Source organism: Streptomyces sp. NBC_01261, from assembly GCF_036226385.1.
In the GTDB taxonomy this organism is placed as follows: Bacteria; Actinomycetota; Actinomycetes; order Streptomycetales; family Streptomycetaceae; genus Streptomyces.
In genome coordinates this window covers 3,858,087-3,881,927 of sequence record NZ_CP108463.1, presented here as the reverse complement: position 1 = coordinate 3,881,927, position 23,841 = coordinate 3,858,087, and the positions used below count along the sequence as shown (strand labels likewise).

The 23,841-nt window shown below is 70.3% G+C and carries 26 protein-coding genes; 19 read left to right on the top strand and 7 right to left on the bottom strand.

Annotated features, from left to right (window positions below):
* Nucleotides 1–71 precede the first annotated feature (71 nt).
* Entirely contained in the window at nucleotides 72–1,058 is a 987-nt protein-coding gene (locus OG226_RS16615) for a helix-turn-helix transcriptional regulator (RefSeq protein WP_329349334.1), read from the top strand.
* A gap of 143 nt (nucleotides 1,059–1,201) precedes the next feature.
* Entirely contained in the window at nucleotides 1,202–1,573 is a 372-nt protein-coding gene (locus OG226_RS16610) for a hypothetical protein (protein WP_328678895.1), read from the top strand.
* 580 nt (nucleotides 1,574–2,153) lie between these two features.
* Here the strand turns inward: OG226_RS16610 and OG226_RS16605 are convergent.
* Complete coding sequence (locus OG226_RS16605) at nucleotides 2,154–2,777, bottom strand: TetR family transcriptional regulator (RefSeq protein WP_329349333.1); 624 nt, start codon at nucleotides 2,775–2,777, stop codon at nucleotides 2,154–2,156.
* Nucleotides 2,778–2,927: 150 nt separating this feature from the next.
* Here OG226_RS16605 and OG226_RS16600 point away from each other — a divergent pair, with 150 nt between their 5' ends.
* From OG226_RS16600 to OG226_RS16590, 3 genes are all read left to right on the top strand, one after another.
* Complete coding sequence (locus OG226_RS16600) at nucleotides 2,928–3,095, top strand: hypothetical protein (protein ID WP_328678893.1); 168 nt, start codon at nucleotides 2,928–2,930, stop codon at nucleotides 3,093–3,095.
* 65 nt (nucleotides 3,096–3,160) lie between these two features.
* Nucleotides 3,161–3,472: a DUF4190 domain-containing protein gene (locus OG226_RS16595; protein ID WP_328678892.1), complete on the top strand. Its 312-nt coding sequence runs from the start codon at nucleotides 3,161–3,163 to the stop codon at nucleotides 3,470–3,472.
* Between the two features lie 71 nt (nucleotides 3,473–3,543).
* Entirely contained in the window at nucleotides 3,544–4,707 is a 1,164-nt protein-coding gene (locus tag OG226_RS16590; protein ID WP_328678891.1) for a cysteine desulfurase family protein, read from the top strand.
* A 12-nt stretch (nucleotides 4,708–4,719) separates the two neighbouring features.
* On the opposite strand, the gene OG226_RS16585 is transcribed toward OG226_RS16590, so the two are convergent.
* Entirely contained in the window at nucleotides 4,720–6,285 is a 1,566-nt protein-coding gene (locus OG226_RS16585; protein ID WP_329349332.1) for a multicopper oxidase family protein, read from the bottom strand.
* Between the two features lie 214 nt (nucleotides 6,286–6,499).
* Nucleotides 6,500–7,240, bottom strand: coding sequence for an N-acetylmuramoyl-L-alanine amidase (locus OG226_RS16580; protein WP_329349331.1), 741 nt, complete (start codon nucleotides 7,238–7,240; stop codon nucleotides 6,500–6,502).
* Between the two features lie 60 nt (nucleotides 7,241–7,300).
* Here OG226_RS16580 and mnmA point away from each other — a divergent pair, with 60 nt between their 5' ends.
* Nucleotides 7,301–8,431 carry a tRNA 2-thiouridine(34) synthase MnmA gene (mnmA, locus tag OG226_RS16575; RefSeq protein ID WP_329349330.1) on the top strand — a complete coding sequence of 377 codons (1,131 nt, stop codon included), beginning with the start codon at nucleotides 7,301–7,303 and terminating at the stop codon, nucleotides 8,429–8,431.
* Nucleotides 8,432–8,483: 52 nt separating this feature from the next.
* Here mnmA and OG226_RS16570 read toward each other — a convergent pair whose 3' ends face one another.
* Entirely contained in the window at nucleotides 8,484–9,263 is a 780-nt protein-coding gene (locus tag OG226_RS16570) for an alpha/beta fold hydrolase (RefSeq protein WP_329349329.1), read from the bottom strand.
* 36 nt (nucleotides 9,264–9,299) lie between these two features.
* Nucleotides 9,300–9,623: a DUF427 domain-containing protein gene (locus OG226_RS16565; protein WP_328678886.1), complete on the bottom strand. Its 324-nt coding sequence runs from the start codon at nucleotides 9,621–9,623 to the stop codon at nucleotides 9,300–9,302.
* A 50-nt stretch (nucleotides 9,624–9,673) separates the two neighbouring features.
* On the opposite strand from OG226_RS16565, the gene OG226_RS16560 reads away from it, so the two are divergent.
* The 6 genes from OG226_RS16560 to OG226_RS16535 all read left to right on the top strand — a co-directional run bounded on the left by OG226_RS16560 (nucleotide 9,674) and on the right by OG226_RS16535 (nucleotide 17,093).
* Nucleotides 9,674–10,213: a TIGR00730 family Rossman fold protein gene (locus tag OG226_RS16560; RefSeq protein WP_328678885.1), complete on the top strand. Its 540-nt coding sequence runs from the start codon at nucleotides 9,674–9,676 to the stop codon at nucleotides 10,211–10,213.
* A 7-nt stretch (nucleotides 10,214–10,220) separates the two neighbouring features.
* On the top strand, nucleotides 10,221–10,919 hold the full coding sequence (locus tag OG226_RS16555; RefSeq protein WP_329349328.1) for an SDR family oxidoreductase: 699 nt from the start codon (nucleotides 10,221–10,223) through the stop codon (nucleotides 10,917–10,919).
* The gene (locus OG226_RS16550) at nucleotides 10,916–11,299 is read left to right on the top strand and encodes a hypothetical protein (protein WP_329349327.1); all 384 of its coding nucleotides are present in this window, start codon (nucleotides 10,916–10,918) and stop codon (nucleotides 11,297–11,299) included. The genes OG226_RS16555 and OG226_RS16550 overlap by 4 nt, the downstream gene beginning before the upstream one ends.
* A 52-nt stretch (nucleotides 11,300–11,351) precedes the next feature.
* A complete protein-coding gene (locus OG226_RS16545) occupies nucleotides 11,352–12,359 on the top strand; it encodes a methionine synthase (protein WP_329349326.1) in 1,008 nt (335 codons plus the stop codon).
* 15 nt (nucleotides 12,360–12,374) lie between these two features.
* Nucleotides 12,375–14,567 (top strand): NAD-dependent DNA ligase LigA, encoded by a 2,193-nt coding sequence (gene ligA / locus OG226_RS16540; RefSeq protein WP_329349325.1) that lies wholly within the window; start codon nucleotides 12,375–12,377, stop codon nucleotides 14,565–14,567.
* A gap of 270 nt (nucleotides 14,568–14,837) precedes the next feature.
* Nucleotides 14,838–17,093, top strand: coding sequence for a putative bifunctional diguanylate cyclase/phosphodiesterase (locus tag OG226_RS16535; RefSeq protein WP_328678880.1), 2,256 nt, complete (start codon nucleotides 14,838–14,840; stop codon nucleotides 17,091–17,093).
* 87 nt (nucleotides 17,094–17,180) lie between these two features.
* On the opposite strand, the gene OG226_RS16530 is transcribed toward OG226_RS16535, so the two are convergent.
* Nucleotides 17,181–17,765 carry a TetR/AcrR family transcriptional regulator gene (locus tag OG226_RS16530; RefSeq protein WP_329349324.1) on the bottom strand — a complete coding sequence of 195 codons (585 nt, stop codon included), beginning with the start codon at nucleotides 17,763–17,765 and terminating at the stop codon, nucleotides 17,181–17,183.
* A gap of 96 nt (nucleotides 17,766–17,861) precedes the next feature.
* Here OG226_RS16530 and OG226_RS16525 point away from each other — a divergent pair, with 96 nt between their 5' ends.
* The 6 genes from OG226_RS16525 (at nucleotide 17,862) to gatB (ending at nucleotide 22,442) form a co-directional block, all read left to right on the top strand.
* Nucleotides 17,862–18,233: a DUF4267 domain-containing protein gene (locus tag OG226_RS16525; protein WP_328678878.1), complete on the top strand. Its 372-nt coding sequence runs from the start codon at nucleotides 17,862–17,864 to the stop codon at nucleotides 18,231–18,233.
* A gap of 48 nt (nucleotides 18,234–18,281) precedes the next feature.
* Nucleotides 18,282–18,773: a cupin domain-containing protein gene (locus OG226_RS16520; protein ID WP_329349323.1), complete on the top strand. Its 492-nt coding sequence runs from the start codon at nucleotides 18,282–18,284 to the stop codon at nucleotides 18,771–18,773.
* Between the two features lie 95 nt (nucleotides 18,774–18,868).
* Nucleotides 18,869–19,165, top strand: coding sequence for an Asp-tRNA(Asn)/Glu-tRNA(Gln) amidotransferase subunit GatC (gene gatC, locus OG226_RS16515; protein ID WP_007384860.1), 297 nt, complete (start codon nucleotides 18,869–18,871; stop codon nucleotides 19,163–19,165).
* A gap of 5 nt (nucleotides 19,166–19,170) precedes the next feature.
* Nucleotides 19,171–20,673 (top strand): Asp-tRNA(Asn)/Glu-tRNA(Gln) amidotransferase subunit GatA, encoded by a 1,503-nt coding sequence (gene gatA / locus OG226_RS16510; protein ID WP_329349322.1) that lies wholly within the window; start codon nucleotides 19,171–19,173, stop codon nucleotides 20,671–20,673.
* A complete protein-coding gene (locus tag OG226_RS16505) occupies nucleotides 20,670–20,912 on the top strand; it encodes a hypothetical protein (protein ID WP_328678836.1) in 243 nt (80 codons plus the stop codon). Before gatA ends, OG226_RS16505 begins: the two co-directional genes overlap by 4 nt.
* Before the next feature lie 15 nt (nucleotides 20,913–20,927).
* On the top strand, nucleotides 20,928–22,442 hold the full coding sequence (gene gatB, locus OG226_RS16500; RefSeq protein ID WP_328678835.1) for an Asp-tRNA(Asn)/Glu-tRNA(Gln) amidotransferase subunit GatB: 1,515 nt from the start codon (nucleotides 20,928–20,930) through the stop codon (nucleotides 22,440–22,442).
* 67 nt (nucleotides 22,443–22,509) lie between these two features.
* On the opposite strand, the gene OG226_RS16495 is transcribed toward gatB, so the two are convergent.
* Nucleotides 22,510–23,298, bottom strand: a complete 789-nt coding sequence (locus OG226_RS16495) for an SAM-dependent methyltransferase (protein WP_328678834.1) — start codon at nucleotides 23,296–23,298, stop codon at nucleotides 22,510–22,512.
* A 117-nt stretch (nucleotides 23,299–23,415) separates the two neighbouring features.
* Between OG226_RS16495 and OG226_RS16490 the strand changes: the two genes are divergently transcribed.
* Nucleotides 23,416–23,718 (top strand): hypothetical protein, encoded by a 303-nt coding sequence (locus OG226_RS16490; protein WP_328678831.1) that lies wholly within the window; start codon nucleotides 23,416–23,418, stop codon nucleotides 23,716–23,718.
* Nucleotides 23,719–23,841: the final 123 nt, after the last annotated feature.

Genomic DNA, 23,841 nt, shown 5'->3' with positions numbered 1-23,841 from the left:
ATGCTGGACCCATAACCTGACAGTTTCCGTCAACATTTGCGCCGGGGTTCCGGGCGGTGGATTCTGGGGGTGTGAAGGCCGACCGACTGCTCTCGATCCTGTTGCTTCTGCAGACCAGGGGTCGCGTTCCCGCGCATGAACTCGCCGACCGGCTTGAGGTGTCGGTGCGGACCATCTACCGGGACGTCGAGGCGTTGTCCGCGTCCGGGGTGCCGGTGTACGCCGAGCGGGGGCGGCACGGTGGGATCGAACTGCTCGCCGGGTTCCGTACGGACGTGACGGGACTGACCGCCGACGAGTCGCGCGCCCTGTTCATCCTGGCGGCGCAGGGCGCCCATGCCGCACTCGGTCTCGACGCCGCGCTCGGGTCCGCGCTGCGCAAGGTGATGGCCGCGCTGCCGGCGCCGTACCGGCCGGCCGCCGAGGTGACCTCCCGGCGCATCCTCGTCGACGCCACGCGGTGGAAGGGCGGGCCCCAACCCGCCGTGGATCTGGACGTGTTGCAGGACGCGGTCTTCACCGACCGGCGGTTGCGGCTGCGGTATCGGCACAGCGGGGCGAAGGAGTCGAGCACCTACACCGTCGATCCCTACGGCCTCGTCTCCAAGGCCGGCGTCTGGTATCTCGTCGCCGACCGCCGTGCGCGCCCCCGCCTCTTCCGTGCCGACCGCGTCCACTCGGCCACCCTCCTGACCGACCCCGTGAAGCGCCGTCCGGGTGTCGAACTCGCCGATGCCTGGGAGGAGTTGCGCCGCCAGGTCGAGGAACGCCCCGGCGGACTCGACGTCACCGTCCGCGTCCGCCGCTCCCGACTCGACATGTTCCTGCGCCTCAACGCCTCCTCGCTCGCCGAACTCCCCAAGACCGAGGGGGCAGTTGAGGGTGCGGACGACTGGGTGACCGTCCGGCTGTCCTACGGCGTCGTCCGCGAGGCGCGCCAACTGCTGCAGTTCGCCGACGGGTTGGAGGTCATGTCGCCGCCGGAGGTGCGTGCGGAGGTGGCCGCGGCGGCTGCTTCTGTCACGGAGCTGTACCAGCGGGTAGGCGCGGGTCGGTAGTGAAGTAGCAGGTCAGGGCGGTTACTTGGGCTTCCCTTTACTCCGCGCACAGGGTGAGGACAGGGCTCCGACAACGAAGCCCTAAGCGGCGTTGATTGAGTTCCCGTCACAAGACATCCTCATCGTTTTTGGAGTTGTTTCTCATGAAGCGTGCGCGTCTCCTCCCCGCAGTGGCCCTGCTGGCGCTCTCGCCCCTGGCCCTGGCGGCCTGCGGGTCGAGCGACTCGTCGTCGTCCTCCGGCAGCGGCAACTCCGGTTCCACCCAGTCCTGTTCGGCCTCCGGCAGGCCCACCGGCAACGCCACGGCACGGCCCAGCGGTGCCCCCTCCGGCGCGCCCACGGGCGCCGCGGCCTCGGGCGCGCCGACGGGCAAGCCGACCGGCAACGCCTCCGGCATGCCGACCGGTGGCCCCGGCGGGGGCGGCGGCCAGGGCGGCCAGGGCGGCGGCCCCGGCGGCGGGTGCGGCGGCGGCCCGGGCGGCGGCCAGATGAGCGGGGCCCCGCAACAGGGCTGACCACGCTCCCGCACGACAGGGGCGGCACACTCGCACACCGGGCGTGCCGCCCCTGCCGTATGCCCGCCGTCCGCATGGAACTCCCGGCCGCCGGTGTGAAGTTGCGACCGCCACGGAATTGCCGGCCACCGGGTGTGGAGTTGCGGCCGGTGTCGAACTCCCGGTCGTCGATGTTGAGTTGCGGCCGGTGTCGGACCCTCAGTCGCCACCGGGTGTGGAGTTGCGGCCGGTGTCGAACTTCCGGGCGCCGGTGCGGTGTGGCCACCGGTGCCGAAGTCTCGGTCGTCGATGTTGAGTCGCGACCGGCACCGGACCCTCAGCCGCCGCCGGTGTGGAGTTGCGACCGGTGCCGAAGTCCCGGTCGTCGATGTTGAGTCGCGATCGGCACCGAACCCTCAGCCACCGGGTGCGGAGTTGCGACCGGTGTCGAACTCCCGGGCGCCGGTGCGGAGTTGCGACCGGCACCGAACTCTCAGTCACGGTGCGGAGTGGCCACCGGTGCGGAGCTGTCGGTCGGCGATGTAGTTGCCGGGCGATGGAGTTGCCCGGCGATGGAGAGTCGCCCAGGTGGTGCCGCGCCTCAGCCGAGCCAGTGTCGCCGCCCCACGCTGATCAACCGCATCTGCTGCTGGGCGAGTTGGGCCACCCGCTCGCGCTCCTCCTCCGGCGCCTCCAGTGTCTCCAGGAAGAGGGAGGCCGTGATGAGCATCTGGTCGACGTAGAGGTGGGCCAGCATCAGCAGGTCGTCGTCGCGCCAGCCGTGTGACTCGGGGTCCTTGGCGAGCTCGGCCTTCACCTCCTCGGCGAACCGGGCGAGTTGGTCCCGGATGGCCTCCCGTACCGGCTGCACCCCGCCGTGCCGCTCACGCGCGATGAAGCGGACGTGCGCCGGGTGCGTGTGCACGTGATGGGCGATCAACTCGACGGCCCGCGTGATGCGTTGGCCGCTGTCCGCCGGGGCCACCGTCTGCCGGATCATCGGATGCAGACTGCCCAGCGCCTCCTCGACGAGCGCGACCCCGAGGTCGGCCGTGGAGCGGAAGTGCCGGTAGAAGGCGGTCGGGGCGACGCCCACGGCCCGGGTGACCTCGCGCAGGCCCAGGCTGCTCAGGCTCTGCTCCTCCAGCAGCCCCAACGCGGCGTCCAGCAACGCCTGTCGGGTCTTCTGCTTCTGTGCCTGCCGGATGCCGAGGGTGTGACTCATGTCATCCAGTTAACAACCGTTCTCCGTAATTGGAAAGTCGCCGGACGCGCTAGACTCAAGTTCAGTGAACAAGTGTTACTACAACCGTTCACCGAAACGTAACGAGAGCCGTCCCGGACGTCCCGGTCGGCTCGGAGGGGGATTCATCCCATGCTGTTCCTCGTCGTAGCGCTCCTGCTGTTCGGCGTGGTAATGGGCGCCGTGGCCCACGCGCCGCTCGCCTTCACCGCCGTCGCCGCCACCGTCATCGCCGTATGGCTGGGCATCTTCGCGCTCCGCGAGCGGCACGGCCGCCGCAGCCGTACGACCGCCAACTGACCGTCCGCGGCTGCCAGTCGACCGCCCGTCCCACCACCCGCCCGATCCTCGGGAGCTGAACCCACATGCAACTCACCGCACCGGCAACCAGCAGCAGTAACAACAACAGCACCGCGACCGACAACGCTGACGTGAAGCCCACCGGCCGTCGTGACGCCGACGGCATGGCCGTCGCGTCCTTCATCCTCGGCCTCGTCGGACTGCTCGTGCTCAACGTGTTCCTCGGCCCGATCGCCATCGCCCTGGCCGGCGCGGCGCTGTGGCGCGGCACCGCCCGTCGCGGCCGTGCCTTCCTCGGCCTGGGACTCGGCATCGCCGATCTGCTGGTCCTCGTCGCCTTCATGCAGCTGGACAGCACCGTCTCCTGGAGCTTCTAGGGGACCGGCCGGATCCGTCGGGCGCCCGCCCCTCCAGGGTGCGCACCGGGGCCCGTAGAATCGGCGTCACCATGGCATACCTCGACCACGCCGCGACCACCCCGATGCTTCCCGAGGCAGTCGAGGCGATGACGGCCCACCTGAGCATCACGGGCAACGCCTCCTCCCTCCACGCTTCCGGCCGCAAGGCCCGCCGTACGGTCGAAGAGGCCCGGGAGACCCTCGCCGAAGCGCTCGGCGCCCGCCCCAGCGAGGTCGTCTTCACCTCCGGCGGCACCGAGGCCGACAACCTCGCGGTGAAGGGCCTGTACTGGTCCCGCCGCGACGCCGACCCGGCCCGCACCCGGGTCCTGGCCAGCCCCGTCGAGCACCACGCCGTCCTGGACGCCGTCCACTGGCTGGGCGAGCACGAGGGCGCCACGGTCGAGTACCTCCCGGTCGACTCCTACGGCCGGGTCCGTCCCGAGGTGTTGCGCGAGGCGATCGCCCGCAACCCCGACGACGTCGCCCTGGCGACCGTGATGTGGGCCAACAACGAGATCGGCACGGTCATGCCGGTACGTGAACTCGCCGACGTGGCGGGGGAGTTCGGCGTCCCGCTGCACGCCGACGCGGTGCAGGCCTTCGGTCAGGTCCCGGTCGACTTCGCCGCCTCCGGGCTCGCCGCGGCGACCGTCTCCGCGCACAAGATCGGCGGCCCGTACGGCATCGGCGCCCTGCTGCTGGGCCGCGAGTACACCCCCGTACCCGTCCTGCACGGCGGCGGCCAGGAACGCCATGTCCGCTCCGGCACCCTCGACGTCCCCGCGATCGCCTCCTTCGCGGTCGCCGGCCGGCTGGCCGCCGAACAGCGCGAGTGGTTCGCCCGCGAGATCGGCGCCCTGCGCGACGAGCTGGTCTCCGCCGTCCGTACGGCGGTCCCGGACGCGATCCTCGGCGGCGACCCGGTGGACCGCCTCCCGGCCAACGCCCACTTCACGTTCCCGGGCTGCGAGGGCGACTCCCTGCTGCTCCTGCTGGACGCCCAGGGCATCGAGTGCTCCACCGGCTCCGCCTGCACGGCCGGCGTCGCCCAGCCCAGCCACGTCCTCCTCGCCACCGGCACCGACCCGGACCTGGCCCGCGGCACCCTGCGCTTCTCCCTCGGCCACACCTCCACGGAGACCGACGTGGAGGCGGTCGCGAAGGCGATCGGCCCGGCGGTGGACCGTGCTCGCGCCGCCGGGCTGACCTGAGGGAACCGCGCCCTAGGCCTCCGTCACCATAAGGGAGGCCATCATGCCCTCGTCCTCGTGCTGGAGGAGATGGCAGTGGAGCATGTACATATAGGTGTCGTCGGAGAAGTCGGTGAACTCCATGGCGATCTTGATCGAGCCGCCGCCGACCACCTCGTAGGTGTCGTACCAGCCGAGCTGGACCCCGGTGGGATCCTCGCCGTTGATGGAGATCAGCTGGTACGGAACGTCGTGCAGGTGGAACGAGTGTTCCAGCTGGGTGGCGTTCTGGATCGTCCAGATCTCCTTCGCGCCGACCGTCGTGCTGATCATCGCCATCGCGGCCATGGTCGTGCCGATGGCTCCGTTGATCTCCATGCTGGCGCCGCTCTGGCTCAGCGTGATCGTCCGGGCGGTGAAGTCGCTCGTGTCGTAGCGGTCGATGGTGTTGAGAGTGGCGGGCAGGTCGGCCGGGGTGTCCGTGCCGCTTGCCGTCACCGCGAGGAAGTCGTACGTGCCGCTGCCGCCGCGGATCCAGCCGGTGGTGATCACGGCCTGCAGGGTGGCGTCCGCGGTGAGGTCCATGACGAACTCGGCACGGGCGCCGGCCACCAGACGGATCGTGGTCACCTCGGTGGCCTCGGTCAGATAGCCCTGGTCGGTGGTGATCTGTGTGAGAGTGCCGCCGTCGCTGCGCTGGATCACGATGATGTCGGACGGTGAGGCGTTCAGGGCGCGGAACCGGGTCCGCGTCTTGGTGGCGGTGAAACCGAGCGTGGTGCTGTCCACGTTGGTTCCGTTGACCAGGAAGGGGAAGGTGGTGGTGCTCAGCCGGTAGCCGGCCGCGTCGTACTTGATGTCCCCGGTGGTGTCCACGGCGAGGGACTGGAAGATGAGCGGGACGTCGTCGACGCCGTAGTCGCTCGGCAGCGCGGCGGACGCGTCCGAGGAGTCCTCGACGATGATCATCCCGGCCAGGCCGTGCACGGCCTGCTTCGCGGTGGTGCCCAGGGCGTGCGGGTGGTACCAGAGCGTGGTGGCCGGGTCCTTGACCGTGAACGTGGGCGACCAGGTCGTGCCGTCGGCGAAGGCGACCTGCGGGCCGCCGTCCATCTTCGCCGGCACGTGGGCGCCGTGGAAGTGGACCGTCGTGTCCTCGCCGATGTCGTTGGTGATGTTGAGGACGACCTCGTTGCTGTTCGTCCACTTCAGGGTGGGGCCCAGGAAGTCCTGGTTGTAGCCCATCGTGCTGCTGGTGACGCCCGAGATCACCTCGTGGGTGCCGGTCTTGGCCTCCAGGGTGTACGTGGTGACGCCGCTGGCGGTGGTGCCCTCCAGAAGGTCCGGGATGACCAGGGTGCTGTCCGCCGCGGACGCCTTGTTCTTCGCCGCGTCGTTCAGCAGGGAGAAGGCGCCCCCGGCCGCCGCGACCGCCGCGATCCCGGCCCCGGCCATGCCACCGAGGAACTTGCGCCGGTGCAGACCCTTGCCCCGGGCCGCGCTGTGCTCGCGCTTCGCGGCCGTGTTCTTGCGGTGGTCGCCCCTGCTGTCCCTGTTGTCTCTGTTCTCTTCGGACGCGGGCTCGCTGGTGTGTGTCATGGGGCCAGAGATTTGACCTAAGGGCTGTGTAAAAACTGGGCGGCAGTTAGCAGTGAGCAGGGCAAGCTGTGAAAGGTGAGCGTGCGCGATCGCTCCCCAACTTCCCTTGGCCGAAAGCCCAGTTGACGTGCCCCAGGTCACCTCCGGAGCGGGGGACGCATCGGACATCGCCGTGACTGAAACGACTCATAGCCAAAGCGCCGTGTGACCCGAGTCACACCTGTGTCCGGTGTGCCCGCCTTACGAGCCCCATGTACCGGTCCCAGTCCCAGTACCGCCCGGGATCCGTGTGATCGGTCCCCGGCACCTCCACGTGCCCGATGACATGCTTCCGGTCCACAGGGATTCCGTAGCGTCGGCATATCTCCGCCGTCAGCCGCGCGGAGTTCGCGTACATCACGTCCGTGAACGACGACTTCCGGTCCACGAAGCCCTCGTGCTCGATGCCGACACTGCGTTCGTTGTACGACCGGTTGCCCGCATGGAAGGCCACGTCCAGCTCGCGGATCATCTGCGTGATGTCCCCGCGCTGCCGGACGATGTAGTGCGCGGCGGCCTGGTGCCCGGGGTCCTGGAAGGCCTTCACCGCACTCGCGTAACTGCCCTGTGTGACATGGATGACCACCCGGTCTATCGCGTAGTCGTCCGGCCGGTCGGCCCGCCGGTAGTTCGCCGAGGACGCCGCCACCCATGTGGCCCCCGGGAAGTCGACGGCCCCCGGAGTCCGCGGCTTCTCCACCCCCGGTACCCGCCACCACAACCGCGACAACTCGTCCCGAGCCACCACAGCGGTCCCTACGGCGGCCACGGCCCCGCCGATGAGCAGAGCGCGCCGCCCGGGCCGCCGGCCGACGGAACCGGGTGACGTGTCCGCGGCGCCCGGCGGCTGCCCCGCCCGATCGCCGGGATCGCCCTGGGCGTCCTGACGGTTCTGGTCGCTCTGTGTCTCCCCCATGTGATCGTCAACGGATACTCGCGGGCCCCGGTTCCCGACGACCCGTACCCTGGAAGGGTTATGACTGAGACCTCGCAGCGCCCCCGCCCCCTCCGCGTACTCGCCGCCATGTCGGGCGGCGTCGATTCCGCCGTCGCCGCCGCCCGCGCCGCGGAAGCCGGCCACGACGTGACCGGCGTCCACCTCGCGCTCTCCGCGAACCCGCAATCGTTCCGCACGGGCGCGCGTGGCTGTTGCACGATCGAGGACTCACGGGACGCCCGCCGGGCCGCCGACGTCATCGGCATCCCGTTCTACGTCTGGGACCTCGCCGACCGCTTCCGCGAGGACGTCGTCGAGGACTTCGTCGCCGAGTACGAGGCCGGCCGCACCCCGAACCCGTGCCTGCGCTGCAACGAGAAGATCAAGTTCGCCGCCCTCCTCGACAAGGCCCTCGCCCTCGGCTTCGACGCGGTCTGCACCGGCCACTACGCCCAGGTGATCGTGAACGAGGACGGCACCCGCGAACTGCACCGCGCCTCCGACATGGCGAAGGACCAGTCGTACGTCCTCGGTGTCCTGGACGAGCGGCAGCTCGCGCACGCGCTGTTCCCGCTCGGCGACACCGTGACGACGAAGGACGAGATCCGCGCGGAGGCCGAGCGCCGCGGCCTCGCGGTCGCCAAGAAGCCCGACTCGCACGACATCTGCTTCATCGCCGACGGCGACACCCAGGGCTTCCTCGCCAACCGCCTCGGCAAGGCCGAGGGCGACATCGTCGACGAGTCCGGCTCCGTCGTCGGCTCGCACGAGGGCGCGTACGGCTTCACCATCGGCCAGCGCAAGGGCCTGCGCATCGGCACCCCGGCCGCCGACGGCAAGCCGCGCTACGTCCTGGACATCTCCCCGGTCGACAACACGGTGACGGTCGGCCCGGCCGCCTCCCTCGACGTCAGCGCCCTCACCGCCGTCAAGCCCCGCTGGTGCGGCACGGCCCCGACCGGCCCCGGCACCTACACCGCCCAGCTCCGCGCCCACGGCGGCGAGACCGAGGTCACCGCCGAACTCGTCGACGGCACCCTGGAGGTGTCGTTCAGCGAGCCGGTACGGGGCGTGGCCCCCGGGCAGGCGATCGTGCTGTACGACGACACGCGCGTGGTGGGGTCGGCGACGATCGCGACGACCACGCGCGCGGCGACGGCGATGGCCTGACCCGCACGGCTGACTCCGGGCCCGGTCGTGGCGAACTCGGGCCCGCGCGCGGCTAGTCGGAGAAGAACTCCGTGAGCAGTGGTGCCAGGACGACCGGGTCCACCATGTGGGTCTGGCCGTCCAGCACGCGGTACGTCCCGTCCGGCGCCGCGTCCGCCGCGTTCCGTGCGGCCCGACGCATCCACTCGGGGCTCGCGCCGCCCGCGATGGTGAGCACCGGGACGGACAGGGAGGCCAGCCGCTCCGTCGGGACCAGGCCGTCGCCCAGGGCCGCGTCGTCGTAGACGAGGGTGGGGGCGATCGCCTTCATGCCGGGCCACATGGGGGAGCGGCGGGCGCCCTCGATCATCTGCGGGGGCGCGCCCGTGAGGGCCATGAACAGCTCCACGGCGTCACCCCGGCGGTCCTCGGCGAGGAGTTCCGTCAGCCGCTCGGTGTACTCGGCGCGCTCCTTGGCGCCGCTCGCGTCGAGGGCGAACGGCGGCTCGTACAGGGCGACTTCGGTCACCGGCAGGCCGCTCGCCGCCGCGTGCACGGCCAGGGCGGCGCCCGAGGAGTGGCCGTAGAGCGCGGCGCTGCCGCCCACGGCGTCGATCAGTGCCGCGATGTCCTCGACCTCACGGGCCACCGCGAACGGCGCTGTGTCGCCGCTCGCGCCCCGGCCCCTGCGGTCGTACGGGACGGCCTCGAACCGGTGCGCGAGCTGCGCGGCGAGCGGCAGGAGCCCGTCGCCGGTCGTCATCGCGCCACCGACCAGGACGACGGGCGGACCCGCACCGATGCGTTGGTACGCGACGGCGGTGCCGTCGCGCGAAACAGTCTTCTTGTCCATGCCCTGGAGACTGCCGCAGGGCGGCGGACTAATCGGTCACAACACTTCCACTTCGTAGAAGCAGAGGTGGTCCTTGATCTGGGCGACGTCGGGCTTGGGGTCGGGGTACGCCCACACCAGGTCGGGGGAGTCCGGCAGGGACCAGTAGGAGGCGTCGCCCTTGAAGGGGCAGTGGGTGTGGGTCTCGGAGGGGGTCAGGAGGTCGAGGCGTACATCCTCCGGAGGGAGGTAGTACCGCACCGGAGAACCGGTCTCCTTCAGGACGAGGGGGCGGTCGCTCTCCGCCAGCACCTGGTCGCCGTGGACGACGCGGACGTGCCGGTCGCCCTGCTCGATCGTGATCGTGTGTCCTTGGGCCATACCGGAAAAGCACTCGCGGGCCCGTGGTTCTTCCCGCGTACGGTGACGACATGAAGATCTGTGTCTTTCTCTCCGCCGCCGATCTGGACGAGCGCTACACGCGCCCCGCGCGCGAGTTCGCGGAACTGCTCGGCAAGGGCGGGCACACGCTCGTGTGGGGCGGTTCGGAGTCCGGGCTGATGAAGGTGGTCGCCGACGGCGTACAGGCGTCCGGCGGACGCCTGGTGGGCGTCTCGGTGACCTTCCTGGCGGCGTCGGCACGAGCGGACGCCGACGAGATGGTGATCGCGGCCGACCTCGCCGAACGCAAGAGGCTGCTCCTGGAGAAGTCCGACGCCGTGGTGATCATGGTGGGCGGCACCGGGACGCTGGACGAGGCGACGGAGATCCTGGAGCTGAAGAAGCACGGCCACACCGACAAGCCGGTGGTGCTCCTGAACACCGCGGGCTTCTACGACGGCCTGAAGACCCAGTTCCGGCGCATGGAGGACGAGGGGTTCCTGCCCGTCCCGCTGGCCGACCTGGTGTTCTTCGCGGATGAGCCGGTGGGTGCGCTGGCCTACCTGGAGGAGTCTTTCGGTACCCGCTGATGCGAGCATGGCGGTCATGGCTACACATGTGATCACCGGGGCCGGTTCCGGCATCGGCGCGGCCGTCGCCCGCCGCCTGCACGCGCGCGGGGACGAACTCGTGCTCCACGCGCGCGACGCGGGCCGCGCGAAGGAACTGGCGGCGGAGTACCCCGGGGCGAGCACCCTGGTGGGCGATCTGGCGGACCCGGACAGACTCAGCTGGGCGTTCTCCCACCAGAGCCTGCCCGACCGGGTGGACACGCTCCTGCACATCGCCGGGGTGGTCGACCTCGGCCCGGTGGGCGAGCTGACCCCGAAGACCTGGCGCCACCAGCTCAACGTCAATCTGATCGCCCCCGCCGAACTGACCCGCCACCTCCTGCCCCAACTCCGGCTGTCCGGCGGCCACGTCCTCTTCGTGAACTCCGGCGCGGGCCTGCGAGCGAGCGCCGACTGGTCCGCGTACGCCGCCTCCAAGCACGGCCTGAAGGCCCTGGCGGACTCCCTGCGCCACGAGGAACACCCCAACGGCGTCCGCGTCACCTCGGTCTACCCCGGCCGCACCGCCAGCCCCATGCAGGCCAAGGTCCACCAACAGGAGGGCAAGCAGTACGACCCCTCCCAGTGGATCGACCCCGAGTCGGTCGCGACGACGATCCTGATGGCGATCGACCTGCCGGCGGACGCGGAGGTCAACGACCTGACGGTGCGGCCGGGACGGTGAGCGGGGCGAGCGGTGCGGAGATCCTGGGCTGGCTCGACGAGGTCTGGGGGCGTACGGCAGCCGCGGTCGTCCTCGAAGGCGGCGACAACGGCGGGCCGCTCGCCGAACGCGGGCTCATCGGTGAGGTCTTCGATGCCGAGGACCTCGCGGAGCTGCGCACTCTCACCACGACCGGCACGTTCGCGGACGACATCTGCCGTTGCCTCGGCCGCGTGACCATCGCCCTGCTCGACACCGAGGGCGAGTTCATCGGGAGCGGCAGCGTGCACGGCGGGACGGACGTCTCCTGGGAACGCGACCGCTTCCGCAACAACCTGGAGGTCGCGGCCCCGGAGCGGCTGGTCGCGTTCTTGGAGCGGCTCAGGACCCGGATGCCTTGAAGCCCAGGCCGGCACGCTGCCTCACCCCCGGAGGGTTCCGTAGTCTTCCGGGGTGAGCAACAACAGCCAGTTCAACTTCGGCGCGGCCACCGGTGTCGGTTCCCTGCCCGGTGGTGACGCCCGTGAGGCCGCGAAGACCGCGACCGGTGCCTTCGAGGACTTCCCGTTCCTGCCCGAGCTGCCCGCCCGGGGACCCGGCGCGGACATGATCGGCCGGACCGCGGGGCTGCTCGTCGAGGTGTACGCGCGCGTGGAGCCCAGCGGTTGGCGGATCGGGGACCGGCCGGGGCGGGACACGAAGCGGGCGTGGGCGTGGCTGGGGGAGGACCTCGACGCGTTCGAGGAGTTCACCCAGGGGTACGAGGGGCCGCTCAAGGTGCAGGCCGTTGGACCTTGGACCCTCGCCGCGAGTTTGGAGTTGAGGAACGGTGAGTCCGTGCTCTCCGACCTCGGGGCGAGCCGGGACCTCGCGGGCTCGCTCGCCGAGGGGCTGCGCAATCACCTCGCCGACGTCCAACGCCGCGTCCCCGGCGCCCAGATCGTGCTCCAGCTCGACGAACCGTCCCTCATGGCCGTCCTGCGCGGACACGTCAGGTCCGCCAGCGGTTACCGCACGCACCGCGCCGTCGACCGTCAACTCGTCGAGGACACGCTCCGCGAGGTCGTCGGGGTGCACGGGAACGGCCCGGTCGTCGTCCACTCCTGCGCACCGGACGTGCCGTTCGCCCTGTTGCGCCGGGCGGGCGCGGCGGGGGTGTCCTTCGACTTCTCCCTCCTCACCGAGCGTGACGACGACGTGATCGGTGAGGCGGTCGAGGCCGGCACCCGACTCTTCGCCGGTGTCGTGCCGGGCACGAACACCGCGTTGTCGGACCCTGCCGGTAGCGTCATGGGTGTCAGGACGCTGTGGCGCAGGCTGGGGCTGCGACCGGGCCTTCTCGCGGAGGCGGTCACGATCACCCCGTCGTGCGGACTCGCGGGGGCTTCTCCCGAGTACGCGCGCCATGCTCTCGCCCACTGCGTCCGGGCGGCGAGATCCCTCGCGGACAACCCTGAGTGACGGAAGGACAACACGGTGGCCGGCGACAGGCAAGCGGAGACGGCGGTGCCCGCAGAGGCACGGGAGAAGCACGCGCAGCTCGCTGAGCAGATCGAGGAGCACCGCTTCCGGTACTACGTGAACGACGCCCCGGTCGTCAGCGACGCGGACTTCGACAAGCTCCTGCGCTCCCTGGAGGCGCTGGAGGAGGAGTACCCGGAGCTGCGGACGCCGGACTCGCCGACCCAGAAGGTCGCGGGGGCGTACGAGACGGAGTTCACCTCCGTCGTCCACCGCTCCCGCATGCTCTCCCTGGACAACGCGTTCGACGACCTGGAGCTGGCTGCCTGGGCCGAGCGCGTCCAGAAGGACGTCGGTACCACCGACTACCACTTCCTGTGCGAGCTGAAGGTCGACGGCCTCGCCGTCAACCTGACGTATGAGCACGGCCGCCTCACGCGCGCGGCGACCCGCGGCGACGGCCGCACGGGCGAGGACATCACGCCCAACGTCCGCACGATCGCGGAGATCCCGGACCGGCTGACCGGCGACCGCGTGCCCGACCTCGTGGAGATCCGCGGCGAGGTCTACTTCCCGATGGAGAAGTTCGAGGAGCTCAACGCCCGCCTGGTCGAGGCCGGCGACAAGCCCTTCGCCAACCCCCGTAACGCGGCGGCCGGTTCACTGCGCCAGAAGGACCCGCGCGTCACCGCCACCCGCCCCCTGCACATGGTCGTGCACGGCATCGGCGCCCTGGAGGGCTTCGACGCCCTCACCCGCCTCTCCGAGGCCTACGACCTGCTGAAGACCTGGGGCCTGCCCACCTCCTCGCACAACAAGGTCGTCGACGACCTCGACGGCGTACGGGAGTTCATCAGGTACTACGGCGAGAACCGCCACTCCGTGGCGCACGAGATCGACGGCGTCGTCGTCAAGCTCGACGAGATCCCCCTTCAGGGGCGGCTCGGCTCCACCTCCCGCGCCCCGCGCTGGGCGATCGCGTGGAAGTACGCGCCCGAGGAGGTCAACACCAAGCTCGTCAACATCCGGGTGGGCGTGGGCCGTACGGGCCGGGTCACGCCGTACGCCCAGGTCGAGCCGGTGACGGTGGCCGGCTCGGAGGTCGAGTTCGCGACGCTGCACAACCAGGAGGTCGTCAAGGCCAAGGGCGTCCTCATCGGCGACACGGTGGTGCTGCGCAAGGCCGGTGACGTCATCCCGGAGATCCTCGGCCCGGTCGCCGACCTGCGCGACGGCAGCGAGCGGGAGTTCGTGATGCCGGCCGAGTGCCCCGAGTGCGGGACGCCGCTGCGGCCGATGAAGGAGGGCGACATCGACCTCCGCTGCCCGAACGCCCGTGCCTGCCCCGCCCAGTTGAGGGAGCGCCTCTTCTACCTCGCGGGCCGCAAGGCGCTGGACATCGACCACTTCGGCTATGTGTCGGCCGCCGCCCTCACCAAGCCGCTGGAGCCCGCGGACCCGCCGTTGGCCGACGAGGGCGACCTGTTCGACCTCACCATCGAGCAGTTGCTGCCCATCAAGGCGTACGTCCTCGACCAGAACAGCGGACTGCCGAAGCGGGACCCGAAGACCGGCGAGGAGAAGATCGCCACGGTCTTCGCCAACCAGCAGGGCGAGCCCAAGAAGAACGCGCTCGCGATGCTGGAGACCATCGCGGCGGCCAAGGACAGCCCGCTCGCCCGCGTCCTCACCGGCCTGTCGATCCGTCATGTCGGCCCGGTCGCGGCAGAGGCACTGGCCCGCGGGTTCCGCTCGATCGAGCGCATCGAGCAGGCCACCGAGAAGGAGCTGGCGGACACCGACGGCGTCGGCGAGATCATCGCCGCCTCCCTCAAGGAGTGGTTCGCCGAGGACTGGCACCAGGAGATCCTGCGCAAGTGGCGGGCCGCCGGGGTCCGGATGGAAGAAGAGGGTTCCGCCGAGGACGAGGGCCCGCGCCCGCTCGAAGGTCTCACGGTGGTCGTCACCGGCACACTTGAGCACTTCACGCGGGACGGGGCGAAGGACGCCCTGCAGAGCCGGGGAGCGAAAGTGACCGGTTCTGTTTCGAAGAAGACGTCTTTCGTTGTCGTAGGTGACAATCCTGGTTCGAAGTACGACAAGGCAATGCAGGTCAAGGTGCCTGTTCTGAACGAGGACGGCTTTGTCGTCCTGCTGGAACAGGGCCCCGAGGCGGCCGCCGAAGTCGCGCTTCCGGTCGAGGAGTAGCGAGGAGCAGCGGTTGAAGGCCACCCGATCGGCGCATACCAGATGCATACGGGTGGCCGGGTCGCATTCGGGCAACCGTCTACGACCGCTGCCCGTGGAAGCCTTCTGCGGCCTACTGTTGAGGTGTGCACCTGCCGTGCCCAGCTGCGGTTGGGGCAACCCCCTGCTCTTGGTGAGCAGGGGGAGGGGTTTTCCAAACGCGGTGCCGTTGACGGAAGTCGGGCATCGGACCGCGTGGCGTGGGCACCGCCGGCTGTGAGAGGGACGGGAATGGAACCGACCGAGAGCGCCCCCCCGGACTCTCCGCTGCGCCGGCTCACCGGCGCCTGGCGGAAGAGTCGTTGGGGAGCGCGACCCGTGGAGCGTCCGGGCGCCCAGCCGCGCGCCACCGGACAGTACTCCACACCCGATGCCCGTCACTCCGCGCCACTCTCGGCCGATCCGGGCGCAGGACTGCCCGGTGACGGCGAACGCCATCTGACCTGGCCCGCGCTGCCCACGACGGTCGTCGTCGCGGCCGGGTTCGTCCTCGGCGCGGGCTTCTTCCGGGCGTTCACCGGCGACCACGCGCTCTTCCCGTCCGGCACGGTCGGCTGGTCGCTCGCCGTTCTGACCGGCGTCATCGTCGGCCACCTCGTCGCCCTCGGCCGCGCCCGCTGGTGGGGCGGCACCGGCTCCGGCGCCGCCCTCACCCTCGGCGTCCTGCTGCTCTACGGCTGGGCCGCCGCCGGCATGGTCAGCCTCACCGTCGTCGTCCTGGTCGGCATAGCCCGGCGCAACCGCTGGCGCCAAGGTGTCCTGCACGGCGCGGTGGACATCCTCGGCATCGCCGCCGGCGCACTCGTGCTGGGCGCCTTCGGCCGGGTGCCGTCCGTCGAGAGGCCCTGGAACCCGGACACTTGGACGGTCTACACCGCTCCTGAAGTGGTCCTGGTCGCCGTCGCCTATCTCGCCGTGACCCGCACCCTGCTCTGGTACCTGCACGCCCCGCGCCACGGCGGACTGCCCACCGTCGCCCGCACCGCCCTGCTCAGACAGGGACTGGTCGCCGTGGCCCTGCTCGGCATCGCACCCCTCATCTGCGTGGTCGCCGTAGCCCAGCCGGTACTTCTGCCCCTGTTCTCGATTCCGCTCATCGCCCTCGACTCCACCCTGTGGATGGCCCGGGCCAGGGCCGAGGAGCAGCTGCGCGACCCGCTGACCGGGCTGCCCAACCGGCAGTGGCTCCTGGAGCGCATCTGGACCGCGCTGGACGACGCCGAGCGCATCGGCGCCAAGGCCGCGCTCATGCTGATCGACCTCGACCGGTTCCGGTCGGTCAACGACACCCTGGGCCATCTCGCCGGTGACCGGCTGCTGTTGCAGATAGCCGACCGGCTGCGGGTGGCGCTGCCGCGCGGGGCGGAGGCCGCGCGGCTCGGCGGTGACGAGTTCGCCGTCCTGCTGCCCGTCGCCGACTCCACGACGTCCGCGACCAGGGTCGCCCGCAACCTCGTCGCCGCGCTCAGCTCCCCGCTCGACCTCGACGGGCTCACCCTCGTCCTGGAGGCCAGCGCGGGCGTCGCCGTCTTCCCCGACCACGCCCTCGACGCCGAGGGACTGCTGCGCCGGGCCGACGTCGCGATGTACCAGGCGAAGCGGGACCGTACGGGCGTGGAGGTCTACGAGTCCAAGCGGGACTCCAACACCCCTGACCGGCTCGGCCTGTTGGGTGACCTGCGGCGCGCCCTCGACGCGCACGAGGTGCAGCTGCACTACCAGCCCAAGGTCCGCTTCGACGGCCAGGTCGCCGGACTTGAGGCGCTGGTGCGGTGGGTGCACCCGGAGCGTGGGAAGGTGCCGCCGGACGAGTTCATAGCGATCGCCGAGTCGTCCGGGCTGATGCCCCATCTCACCGAGTACGTGCTCGACACCGCTCTCGCCCAGGTCGCCCGATGGCGCGCCCAGGGCCTGTTCGTACCGGTCGCGGTGAACGTCTCCCCGCGCGACGTCCACACCCCCGGCTTCGCCGGCTCGGTCGCCGCACGCCTCGCCCGGCACGGTGTCCCGCCGGGCTCGCTCCAGCTGGAGATCACGGAACACGTCCTCCTGGAGGACCCCCAGCGCGCCGCCGACACCCTCAACGGACTGACCGGGCACGGCGTGAAGATGTCCCTCGACGACTTCGGCACGGGGTACTCGTCCCTGGTGCATCTACGGCGGCTGCCGGTCAGCGAGTTGAAGATCGACCGGTCGTTCGTGGCTCGGCTCGCGGTGGACACGGAGGACGCGGAGATCGTTCGGTGCACCGTTGATCTCGCGCATTCCCTCGGGCTGCTCGTCGTGGCCGAGGGGGTTGAGGACGACGAGACGTGGGAGCGGTTGCGGGATCTGGGGTGTGATGCCGTTCAGGGGTGGCTTGTTGCTGCGGCCATGCCTCCGGAGGACATGACCGCGTGGCTTCGGGCGAGGGGGTCGCGGGGTTGGCAGCGGCCTCGCGCCGCGTTGCCTGCGGCTGCGGCGGATGATCCGGGGCGGATCGGGTGACCTTCCGCGCCTAATGGGGTGGGGGGTTCTGTTTGTTCGCGCGTGCCGCGCCGTTGTGGCTTGTCGCGCAGTTCCCCGCGCCCCTGACTACGCAGCCTCCGTTGTGAAGTGACTGATCAGCAAGGCCAGGCGTTGGGCGTGTTCCTCCTCCGGCAGGCGGCCGCTGCGCATCAGGGTTACCAGGCCGTGCAGGCCTGCCCAGTAGGTCTCCGTCAGTAGGCCTACGTCGTCGCCCTTGGCCGCGATCGGTTGGACTGCCTTGAACAGTTCGCCGAAGGCCGCTTGGAGGGCCGCCGGGGCCTCGGGAGTGGCGAACGGCAGGTCCACCGTGTGCGTGAACATCACGTCGTAGAGCGCGGGGCGGCGGCGTGCGAAGGCCGTGTACGACTCGCCCACCGCGGCCAGTGCCGCGCGGGCCCCCTTCGCCGCCGTGCGGGCCGTGCGCATCTCGGCCGCGATCTCCTCGCAGCCCTGGACCGCCACCGCCGCCATGATCGCGCCCTTGTCCTTGAAGTGGCTGTAGAGGACGGGCTGGCTGTACTCGATCTCGGCTGCCAGGCGCCGGGTCGTCACCGCGTCCCAGCCCTCCGTCTCGGCCAGTTCGCGTGCGGCCGAGATGATCAGTAGCTCCCGCTCCGCCCGCTCGCGCTCCCGGCGCGTCTGAATCGTCATGCCCGGAATTCTAGCATCGCTAGCCTTTCTTTCGTCGCTCTGTTAGCTTCGCTCTTGTTGCTAGCGCCGCTAGAAAACGAGACGAGGAGAAGTGGCATGACCATCACCGCGTACACCCTGGCGATCGTGCTGGACCTGTTCTGTCTGTTCCTCGGCTACCGGTTCCTGTTCCAGCCCGCCTCCGCCGCGACCGGTTACGGAGTCCCGGCCGATCCCGCCGGCGACGCCGGTGCCTACCTCACGATCAAGGGCCTCAGGGACGGCACGTTGGGCGTGGTGGGCCTTGCCCTGCTGGTCTTCGCCGGGGTGCGTGCCGAGGCCTGGTTCATGCTCTGCGTGGCGCTCGTCCCGCTCGGCGACACCCTGACAGTGCTGCGCAACGGCGGCGCGAAGGCCGTTGCGTACGGGATCCACTTCGCCACGGCGATCGTTGTACTCGTCAGTGCCGTCCTGCTGTTCCTCAGCTGAGTCCGCCGCATCCGAAGCTGAGTCCGCCGCATCCGAAGGGGACCCGAAATGTCGTTGCTCGTACCGAAGTTCGACGAGTCCGTGATCGTCCGCGATGCCGAGGCCGAGGTGGTGGGCCGGGCGCCGACCACCGTGAAACTGCTGGCGGACAGCAGTGCGACCGGCGGTGCGCTGTCCACCCAGCGCGTCACCCTCAGCGGGGGAGCGGACGGCGCGAAACCGCACTGGCACGACAACTCCGCCGAGATGTTCTTCCTGCTCGACGGCGCCGCCGAGATCCTCTCCGGCGACCAGGTCGTCACCGCCGGACCCGGTGACCTGATCGTCGTCCCGCCCGGCCTGCCCCACGCCTTCGCCGCCGCACCCGGTGCCGGCGCCGACCTCCTCATCGTCATCACGCCCGGCGTCGAACGCTTCGAGTACTTCCGTCACCTGCAGCGCATCGCCCTCGGCGAGGTCGGCCCGGAGAGCCTCCTGGAGGTGCAGGAGCTGTACGACAACCACTTCACGAAGAGCGCGGTGTGGGACGCGAGAGACTGAGGACCGGGGCCCCGGAGAAACCGTTTAACGGCTGAGGGCCCCCGCCCCATAGGATTGGCGCCAAACCACACACACTCACCCCAGAGGAACGCTGCATGCCTGGCATCACGCGCGAGGAGGTCGCCCACCTCGCCCGGCTGGCGCGTCTGGAGCTGAAGCCCGAAGAGCTCGAACACTTCGCGGGACAGCTGGACGACATCATCGGCGCGGTCGCCCGCGTCAGCGAGGTCGCCGACCAAGACGTACCGCCGACCTCCCACCCGCTGCCGCTGACGAACGTCATGCGCGCGGACGAGGTCCGTCCCTCGCTCACCCCCGAGCAGGCGCTCTCCGGCGCCCCGGCCCAGGAGCAGCAGCGTTTCAAGGTGCCGCAGATCCTGGGGGAGGACTAACCACCATGACGGACCACAGCAGCATCATCCGGCTCACCGCCGCCGAGATCGCCGCGAACATCGCGTCCGGCGTGCTCACGGCCGTCGAGGTCACCGAGGCCCACCTCGCCCGGATCGACGAGGTCGACGCGAAGGTGCACGCCTTCCTGCACGTCGACCGCGAGGGCGCCCTCGCGCAGGCCCGCGCCGTCGACGAGAAGCGGGCCCGGGGCGAGCAGCTCGGCCCCCTGGCCGGCGTCCCGCTCGCGCTCAAGGACATCTTCACCACCGAGGGCATCCCGACCACGGTCGGCTCCAAGATCCTCGAAGGCTGGATCCCGCCGTACGACGCGACCGTCACCAAGCGGCTGAAGGCCGCCGACGTCGTCATCCTCGGCAAGACCAACATGGACGAGTTCGCCATGGGGTCCAGCACCGAGAACAGCGCCTACGGGCCGACCGGCAACCCCTGGGACCTCACCAGGATCCCCGGCGGCTCCGGTGGCGGTTCCTCCGCCGCGCTGGCCTCCTTCCAGTCGCCGCTGGCGATCGGCACGGACACCGGCGGTTCCATCCGCCAGCCGGCCGCCGTCACCGGCACGGTCGGCGTCAAGCCGACGTACGGCGCGGTCTCCCGCTACGGCATGGTCGCCTTCTCGTCCTCCCTCGACCAGGGCGGGCCCTGTGCCCGTACGGTCCTGGACGCGGCACTCCTGCACGAGGCCATCGCCGGACACGACCCGCTCGACTCGACGTCGATCGACGCCCCGGTCCCGCCGGTCGTCGAGGCAGCCCGCAACGGCAGCGTGCGGGGCATGCGCGTCGGCGTCGTCAAGCAGTTCCGCGGCGAGGGCTACCAGGCCGGCGTCATCCAGCGCTTCGACGAGGCCGTCACGGTGCTGAAGGAACTGGGCGCGGAGATCGTCGAGCTGGACTGCCCGTCCTTCGACCTCGCCCTGTCGGCGTACTACCTGATCGCGCCCTCCGAGTGTTCGTCGAACCTGGCCCGTTTCGACGGCCTGCGCTACGGCCTCCGTACCGGCGACGACGGCACCCACTCGGCCGAGGAGGTCACCTCGATCACCCGCGAGGCGGGCTTCGGCCCCGAGGTGAAGCGCCGCATCATGCTGGGGACGTACGCGCTGAGCTCCGGCTACTACGACGCGTACTACGGCAGCGCCCAGAAGGTCCGTACGCTCATCACCCGCGACTTCGAGAAGTCGTTCGAGAGCGTCGACGTGATCGTCTCGCCGACGACGCCGACCACCGCCTTCCCGATCGGCGAGCGCGCCGACGACCCGATGGCGATGTACCTCGCGGACCTGTGCACCATCCCGACCAACCTGGCGGGCAACTCGGCCATGTCGCTGCCCTGCGGTCTCGCGCCGGAGGACGGTCTCCCGGTCGGGCTGCAGATCATCGCCCCGGCGCTGAAGGACGACCGGCTTTACAAGGTCGGCGCCGCCGTCGAGGCCGCCTTCGTGGAAAAGTGGGGCCACCCGCTGCTTGAGGAGGCACCGTCGCTGTGAGCAACGCACTGTCGAAGGCCAAGGGCTTCAAGAAGTCCAAGTCCGGCACGTACCTGTCCATCGCCACCACCGCGTTCGGCGCGCTCAGCGTCGCGAAGCAGATCAGGAAGGCGCGTACCGAGCACGACACGCTCCGACTGATCGACGCCACGGTGTCCGCCGCCGCGATCGTCACCGGCCTCGCCATCCTGTACCGCGAGCTGAAGCGGCTGGGCGACGACGACGTCCTGCTGGGCTGAGAGGGAAAGTTCACCGTGACCACCACGACCGACCTGGAGTCGTACGAGGACGCGCTGGCGTCGTACGACCCCGTCATGGGCCTTGAGGTCCATGTCGAACTCGGCACCAAGACCAAGATGTTCTGCGGCTGTTCGACCGAGCTGGGCGCCGAACCGAACTCGCAGACCTGCCCGACCTGCCTCGGCATGCCCGGCGCGCTCCCGGTCGTCAACGCGATCGGCGTCGAGTCCGCGATCAGGATCGGCCTCGCGCTGAACTGCGAGATCGCCGAGTGGTGCCGCTTCGCCCGGAAGAACTACTTCTATCCGGACATGCCGAAGAACTTCCAGACCTCCCAGTACGACGAGCCGATCGCCTTCAACGGCTACCTCGACGTACAGCTGGAGGACGGCGAGACCTTCCGGGTGCAGATCGAACGCGCCCACATGGAGGAGGACACCGGCAAGTCGCTGCACGTCGGCGGCGCGACGGGCCGTATCCACGGCGCCTCGCACTCGCTGCTCGACTACAACCGCGCCGGCATCCCGCTCATCGAGATCGTCACCAAGCCGATCGAGGGCGCCGGTGAGCGTGCTCCCGAGGTCGCGAAGGCGTACGTCGCCGAGCTGCGCGAGCTGATCCGGGCGCTCGGTGTGTCGGAAGCCCGCATGGAACAGGGGCAGATGCGCTGTGACGTCAACCTCTCGCTGCGTCCGCACGGCCGCGAGAAGTTCGGCACCCGGAGCGAGACGAAGAACGTCAACTCGCTGCGATCCGTGGAGCGTGCCGCCCGTTACGAGATCCAGCGCCACGCCGCGGTGCTGAACTCCGGCGGCACGATCATCCAGGAGACCCGCCACTTCCACGAGGACACCGGGTCCACGACCTCGGGCCGCGTGAAGGAGGAGGCGGAGGACTACCGGTACTTCCCGGAGCCGGACCTGGTGCCGGTGGCCCCCTCGCGCGCGTGGGTCGAGGAGATCCGCGCCGAGTTGCCCGAGCAGCCGCTGGCCCGCCGAAACCGGCTGAGCGAGGAGTGGGGGATCACCGCGTTCGACATGCAGTCGATCCTCAACGCCGGTGCCATCGACCCGATCGTCGCCACGATCGACGCCGGTGCGGACTCGGCCTCCGCGCGCAAGTGGTGGATGGGTGAACTCGCCCGCAGCGCCAACGAGTCCGGCAAGGCGCTCGACGAGCTGCCCATCACGCCGGAGCAGGTCGCCCGGGTCACCGCGCTGGTCACCGCCGGCGACCTGAACGACAAGCTGGCCCGCCAGGTCATCGAAGGCGTCCTCGCCGGCGAGGGCACCCCGGACGAGGTCGTCGAGAAGCGCGGCCTGAAGGTCGTCTCCGACGACGGCGCCCTCACCACCGCCGTCCAGGAGGCCATCACCGGCAACCCGGGCATCGCCGACAAGATCCGCAGCGGCAAGGTGGCGGCGGCCGGTGCCCTGGTGGGCGCCGTCATGAAGGCCACCCGAGGCCAGGCCGACGCGGCCCGCGTCAAGGAGCTCATCCTGGAGCAACTGGGCGTCAGCGAAGGCTGAGCCCGGTCGTACGACACCCACCTGGGGGGACGCATCGCAACGGATGCGTCCCCCCAGGCGTGTCACGTCAGAGGCGGCGCCCCACGACGCGTGTGAAGCCGATCAGATGGTCCACGTCGGCGTGCACCAACTCCACCGACGTGCGCGCCATGCCCGCCATGAACGCGCTCGGGCTCTCCTCGGCACACACCTCGCTCCACAGCAGCCAGTCGCGCCATCCGTCGGGCAGCCAGTCGGCCGCCTCGACCTCCACGGCCCTGCCGCGGGTCCAGTGCCTGCGCCACCAGGCGGGGGAGTGGAACGCCCAGAAGCCCGGGTCCCCCTCCCAGTACTGCTTCAGATGCTCCGGCGCCTCGTCTCCCGTCAGTTCCTCACGCAGCGCGGGCATCACGACACCGATCCGGCCACCCGGCTTCAACAGCCTTGTCAGGGTGGGCAGATAGAGGTCGGCCGTGCCGAAGTACTGATAGGCGTCGATCGACACGATCGCGTCGAACGTGCCGTCCCCGAAGGGGAGATCGTGCGCCTCCACATGCAGGGGGAGCACCCGGTCCGCGACACCGGCCTCGGCGATCCGTTCGGCGTTCTCCTCGGGCTTCACCCACAGGTCGGCCGCGGTGACCTGGACGTCGTACTCCTTGGCGAGGAAGACGGAGGTCATGGCGCGTCCGCAGCCCAGGTCGAGCACGCGCGCGCCCGGGCGCAGGGTGTCCAGGCCGAGGGCCGGGGCCAGCCATTCCAGGAGCCACAGGGCGTGGGGGCCCATCTGGTTCTCGATGGTCCAGCGGGCGTCGTAGGTGTTGCTGCGCGGGTAGCGGGGGTGGGTCAGGCGGGCGGTCAGGTCGGTGTCCGGCATCGGTGAACGGTGTCCTCCGGTTCTGCGTAGGTTGCTGTGAGGAAGCAACGAGATTGTGGAGGACGTCGGTTGACCGCGCACCAGGTTTCTCAGGCGGAGGCGCTACGCTCGCCCGCCATGGACGGACGCGGAGATTCCGAGATATCCGAAGTGCAGGACTTCGGGGATCCGGCGCTGGACGCGCGGCGGGCCCGGTGGACGGCCGCGCTGACCGGTGCCGTACTGGCCCTCGCGGGGGTGGCAGCCGCGGTGTTGCGGGCGAGTGGTGCCGGGCCGGTGCTCGTTCCGGCCGCCTACGCCGTGGGCGCCGCGGTGTGTGCGCTCGCGTCCGTGCTCGGGTCCAGGGGGCGTACCAGACGGGCGCTCTGGCTGTTGGTCGTCGGGGCGATGGTGATGGCGCTGGGGGACCAGTTCGACTGAGACGGCGGTCAAGGTGTCAGCCGGGGCTACAGAGTTGCCGTTACTGTCCTGTGATCTGGCTCCCACTCCCGTGATTCAGGGCACGAACGTCATGAACGATCATTTTCTGCTGCAAGAGTGGGC

Bases quoted from the DNA above. Each gene is read 5' to 3' on its own strand.
- OG226_RS16585 (WP_329349332.1), bottom strand. From the start codon at position 6,285: ATGACACACACCAGCGAGCCCGCGTCCGAAGAGAACAGAGACAACAGG.
- OG226_RS16530 (WP_329349324.1), bottom strand. From the start codon at position 17,765: ATGACGATTCAGACGCGCCGGGAGCGCGAGCGGGCGGAGCGGGAGCTA.
- OG226_RS16600 (WP_328678893.1), top strand. From the start codon at position 2,928: ATGCTGTTCCTCGTCGTAGCGCTCCTGCTGTTCGGCGTGGTAATGGGC.
- gatA (WP_329349322.1), top strand. From the start codon at position 19,171: ATGACGGACCACAGCAGCATCATCCGGCTCACCGCCGCCGAGATCGCC.
- OG226_RS16495 (WP_328678834.1), bottom strand. From the start codon at position 23,298: ATGCCGGACACCGACCTGACCGCCCGCCTGACCCACCCCCGCTACCCG.
- OG226_RS16605 (WP_329349333.1), bottom strand. From the start codon at position 2,777: ATGAGTCACACCCTCGGCATCCGGCAGGCACAGAAGCAGAAGACCCGA.
- OG226_RS16590 (WP_328678891.1), top strand. From the start codon at position 3,544: ATGGCATACCTCGACCACGCCGCGACCACCCCGATGCTTCCCGAGGCA.
- OG226_RS16610 (WP_328678895.1), top strand. From the start codon at position 1,202: ATGAAGCGTGCGCGTCTCCTCCCCGCAGTGGCCCTGCTGGCGCTCTCG.
- OG226_RS16490 (WP_328678831.1), top strand. From the start codon at position 23,416: ATGGACGGACGCGGAGATTCCGAGATATCCGAAGTGCAGGACTTCGGG.
- gatC (WP_007384860.1), top strand. From the start codon at position 18,869: ATGCCTGGCATCACGCGCGAGGAGGTCGCCCACCTCGCCCGGCTGGCG.
- OG226_RS16525 (WP_328678878.1), top strand. From the start codon at position 17,862: ATGACCATCACCGCGTACACCCTGGCGATCGTGCTGGACCTGTTCTGT.
- OG226_RS16560 (WP_328678885.1), top strand. From the start codon at position 9,674: ATGAAGATCTGTGTCTTTCTCTCCGCCGCCGATCTGGACGAGCGCTAC.
- OG226_RS16535 (WP_328678880.1), top strand. From the start codon at position 14,838: ATGGAACCGACCGAGAGCGCCCCCCCGGACTCTCCGCTGCGCCGGCTC.
- mnmA (WP_329349330.1), top strand. From the start codon at position 7,301: ATGACTGAGACCTCGCAGCGCCCCCGCCCCCTCCGCGTACTCGCCGCC.
- OG226_RS16555 (WP_329349328.1), top strand. From the start codon at position 10,221: ATGGCGGTCATGGCTACACATGTGATCACCGGGGCCGGTTCCGGCATC.
- OG226_RS16565 (WP_328678886.1), bottom strand. From the start codon at position 9,623: ATGGCCCAAGGACACACGATCACGATCGAGCAGGGCGACCGGCACGTC.
- OG226_RS16580 (WP_329349331.1), bottom strand. From the start codon at position 7,240: ATGGGGGAGACACAGAGCGACCAGAACCGTCAGGACGCCCAGGGCGAT.
- OG226_RS16520 (WP_329349323.1), top strand. From the start codon at position 18,282: ATGTCGTTGCTCGTACCGAAGTTCGACGAGTCCGTGATCGTCCGCGAT.
- OG226_RS16570 (WP_329349329.1), bottom strand. From the start codon at position 9,263: ATGGACAAGAAGACTGTTTCGCGCGACGGCACCGCCGTCGCGTACCAA.
- OG226_RS16595 (WP_328678892.1), top strand. From the start codon at position 3,161: ATGCAACTCACCGCACCGGCAACCAGCAGCAGTAACAACAACAGCACC.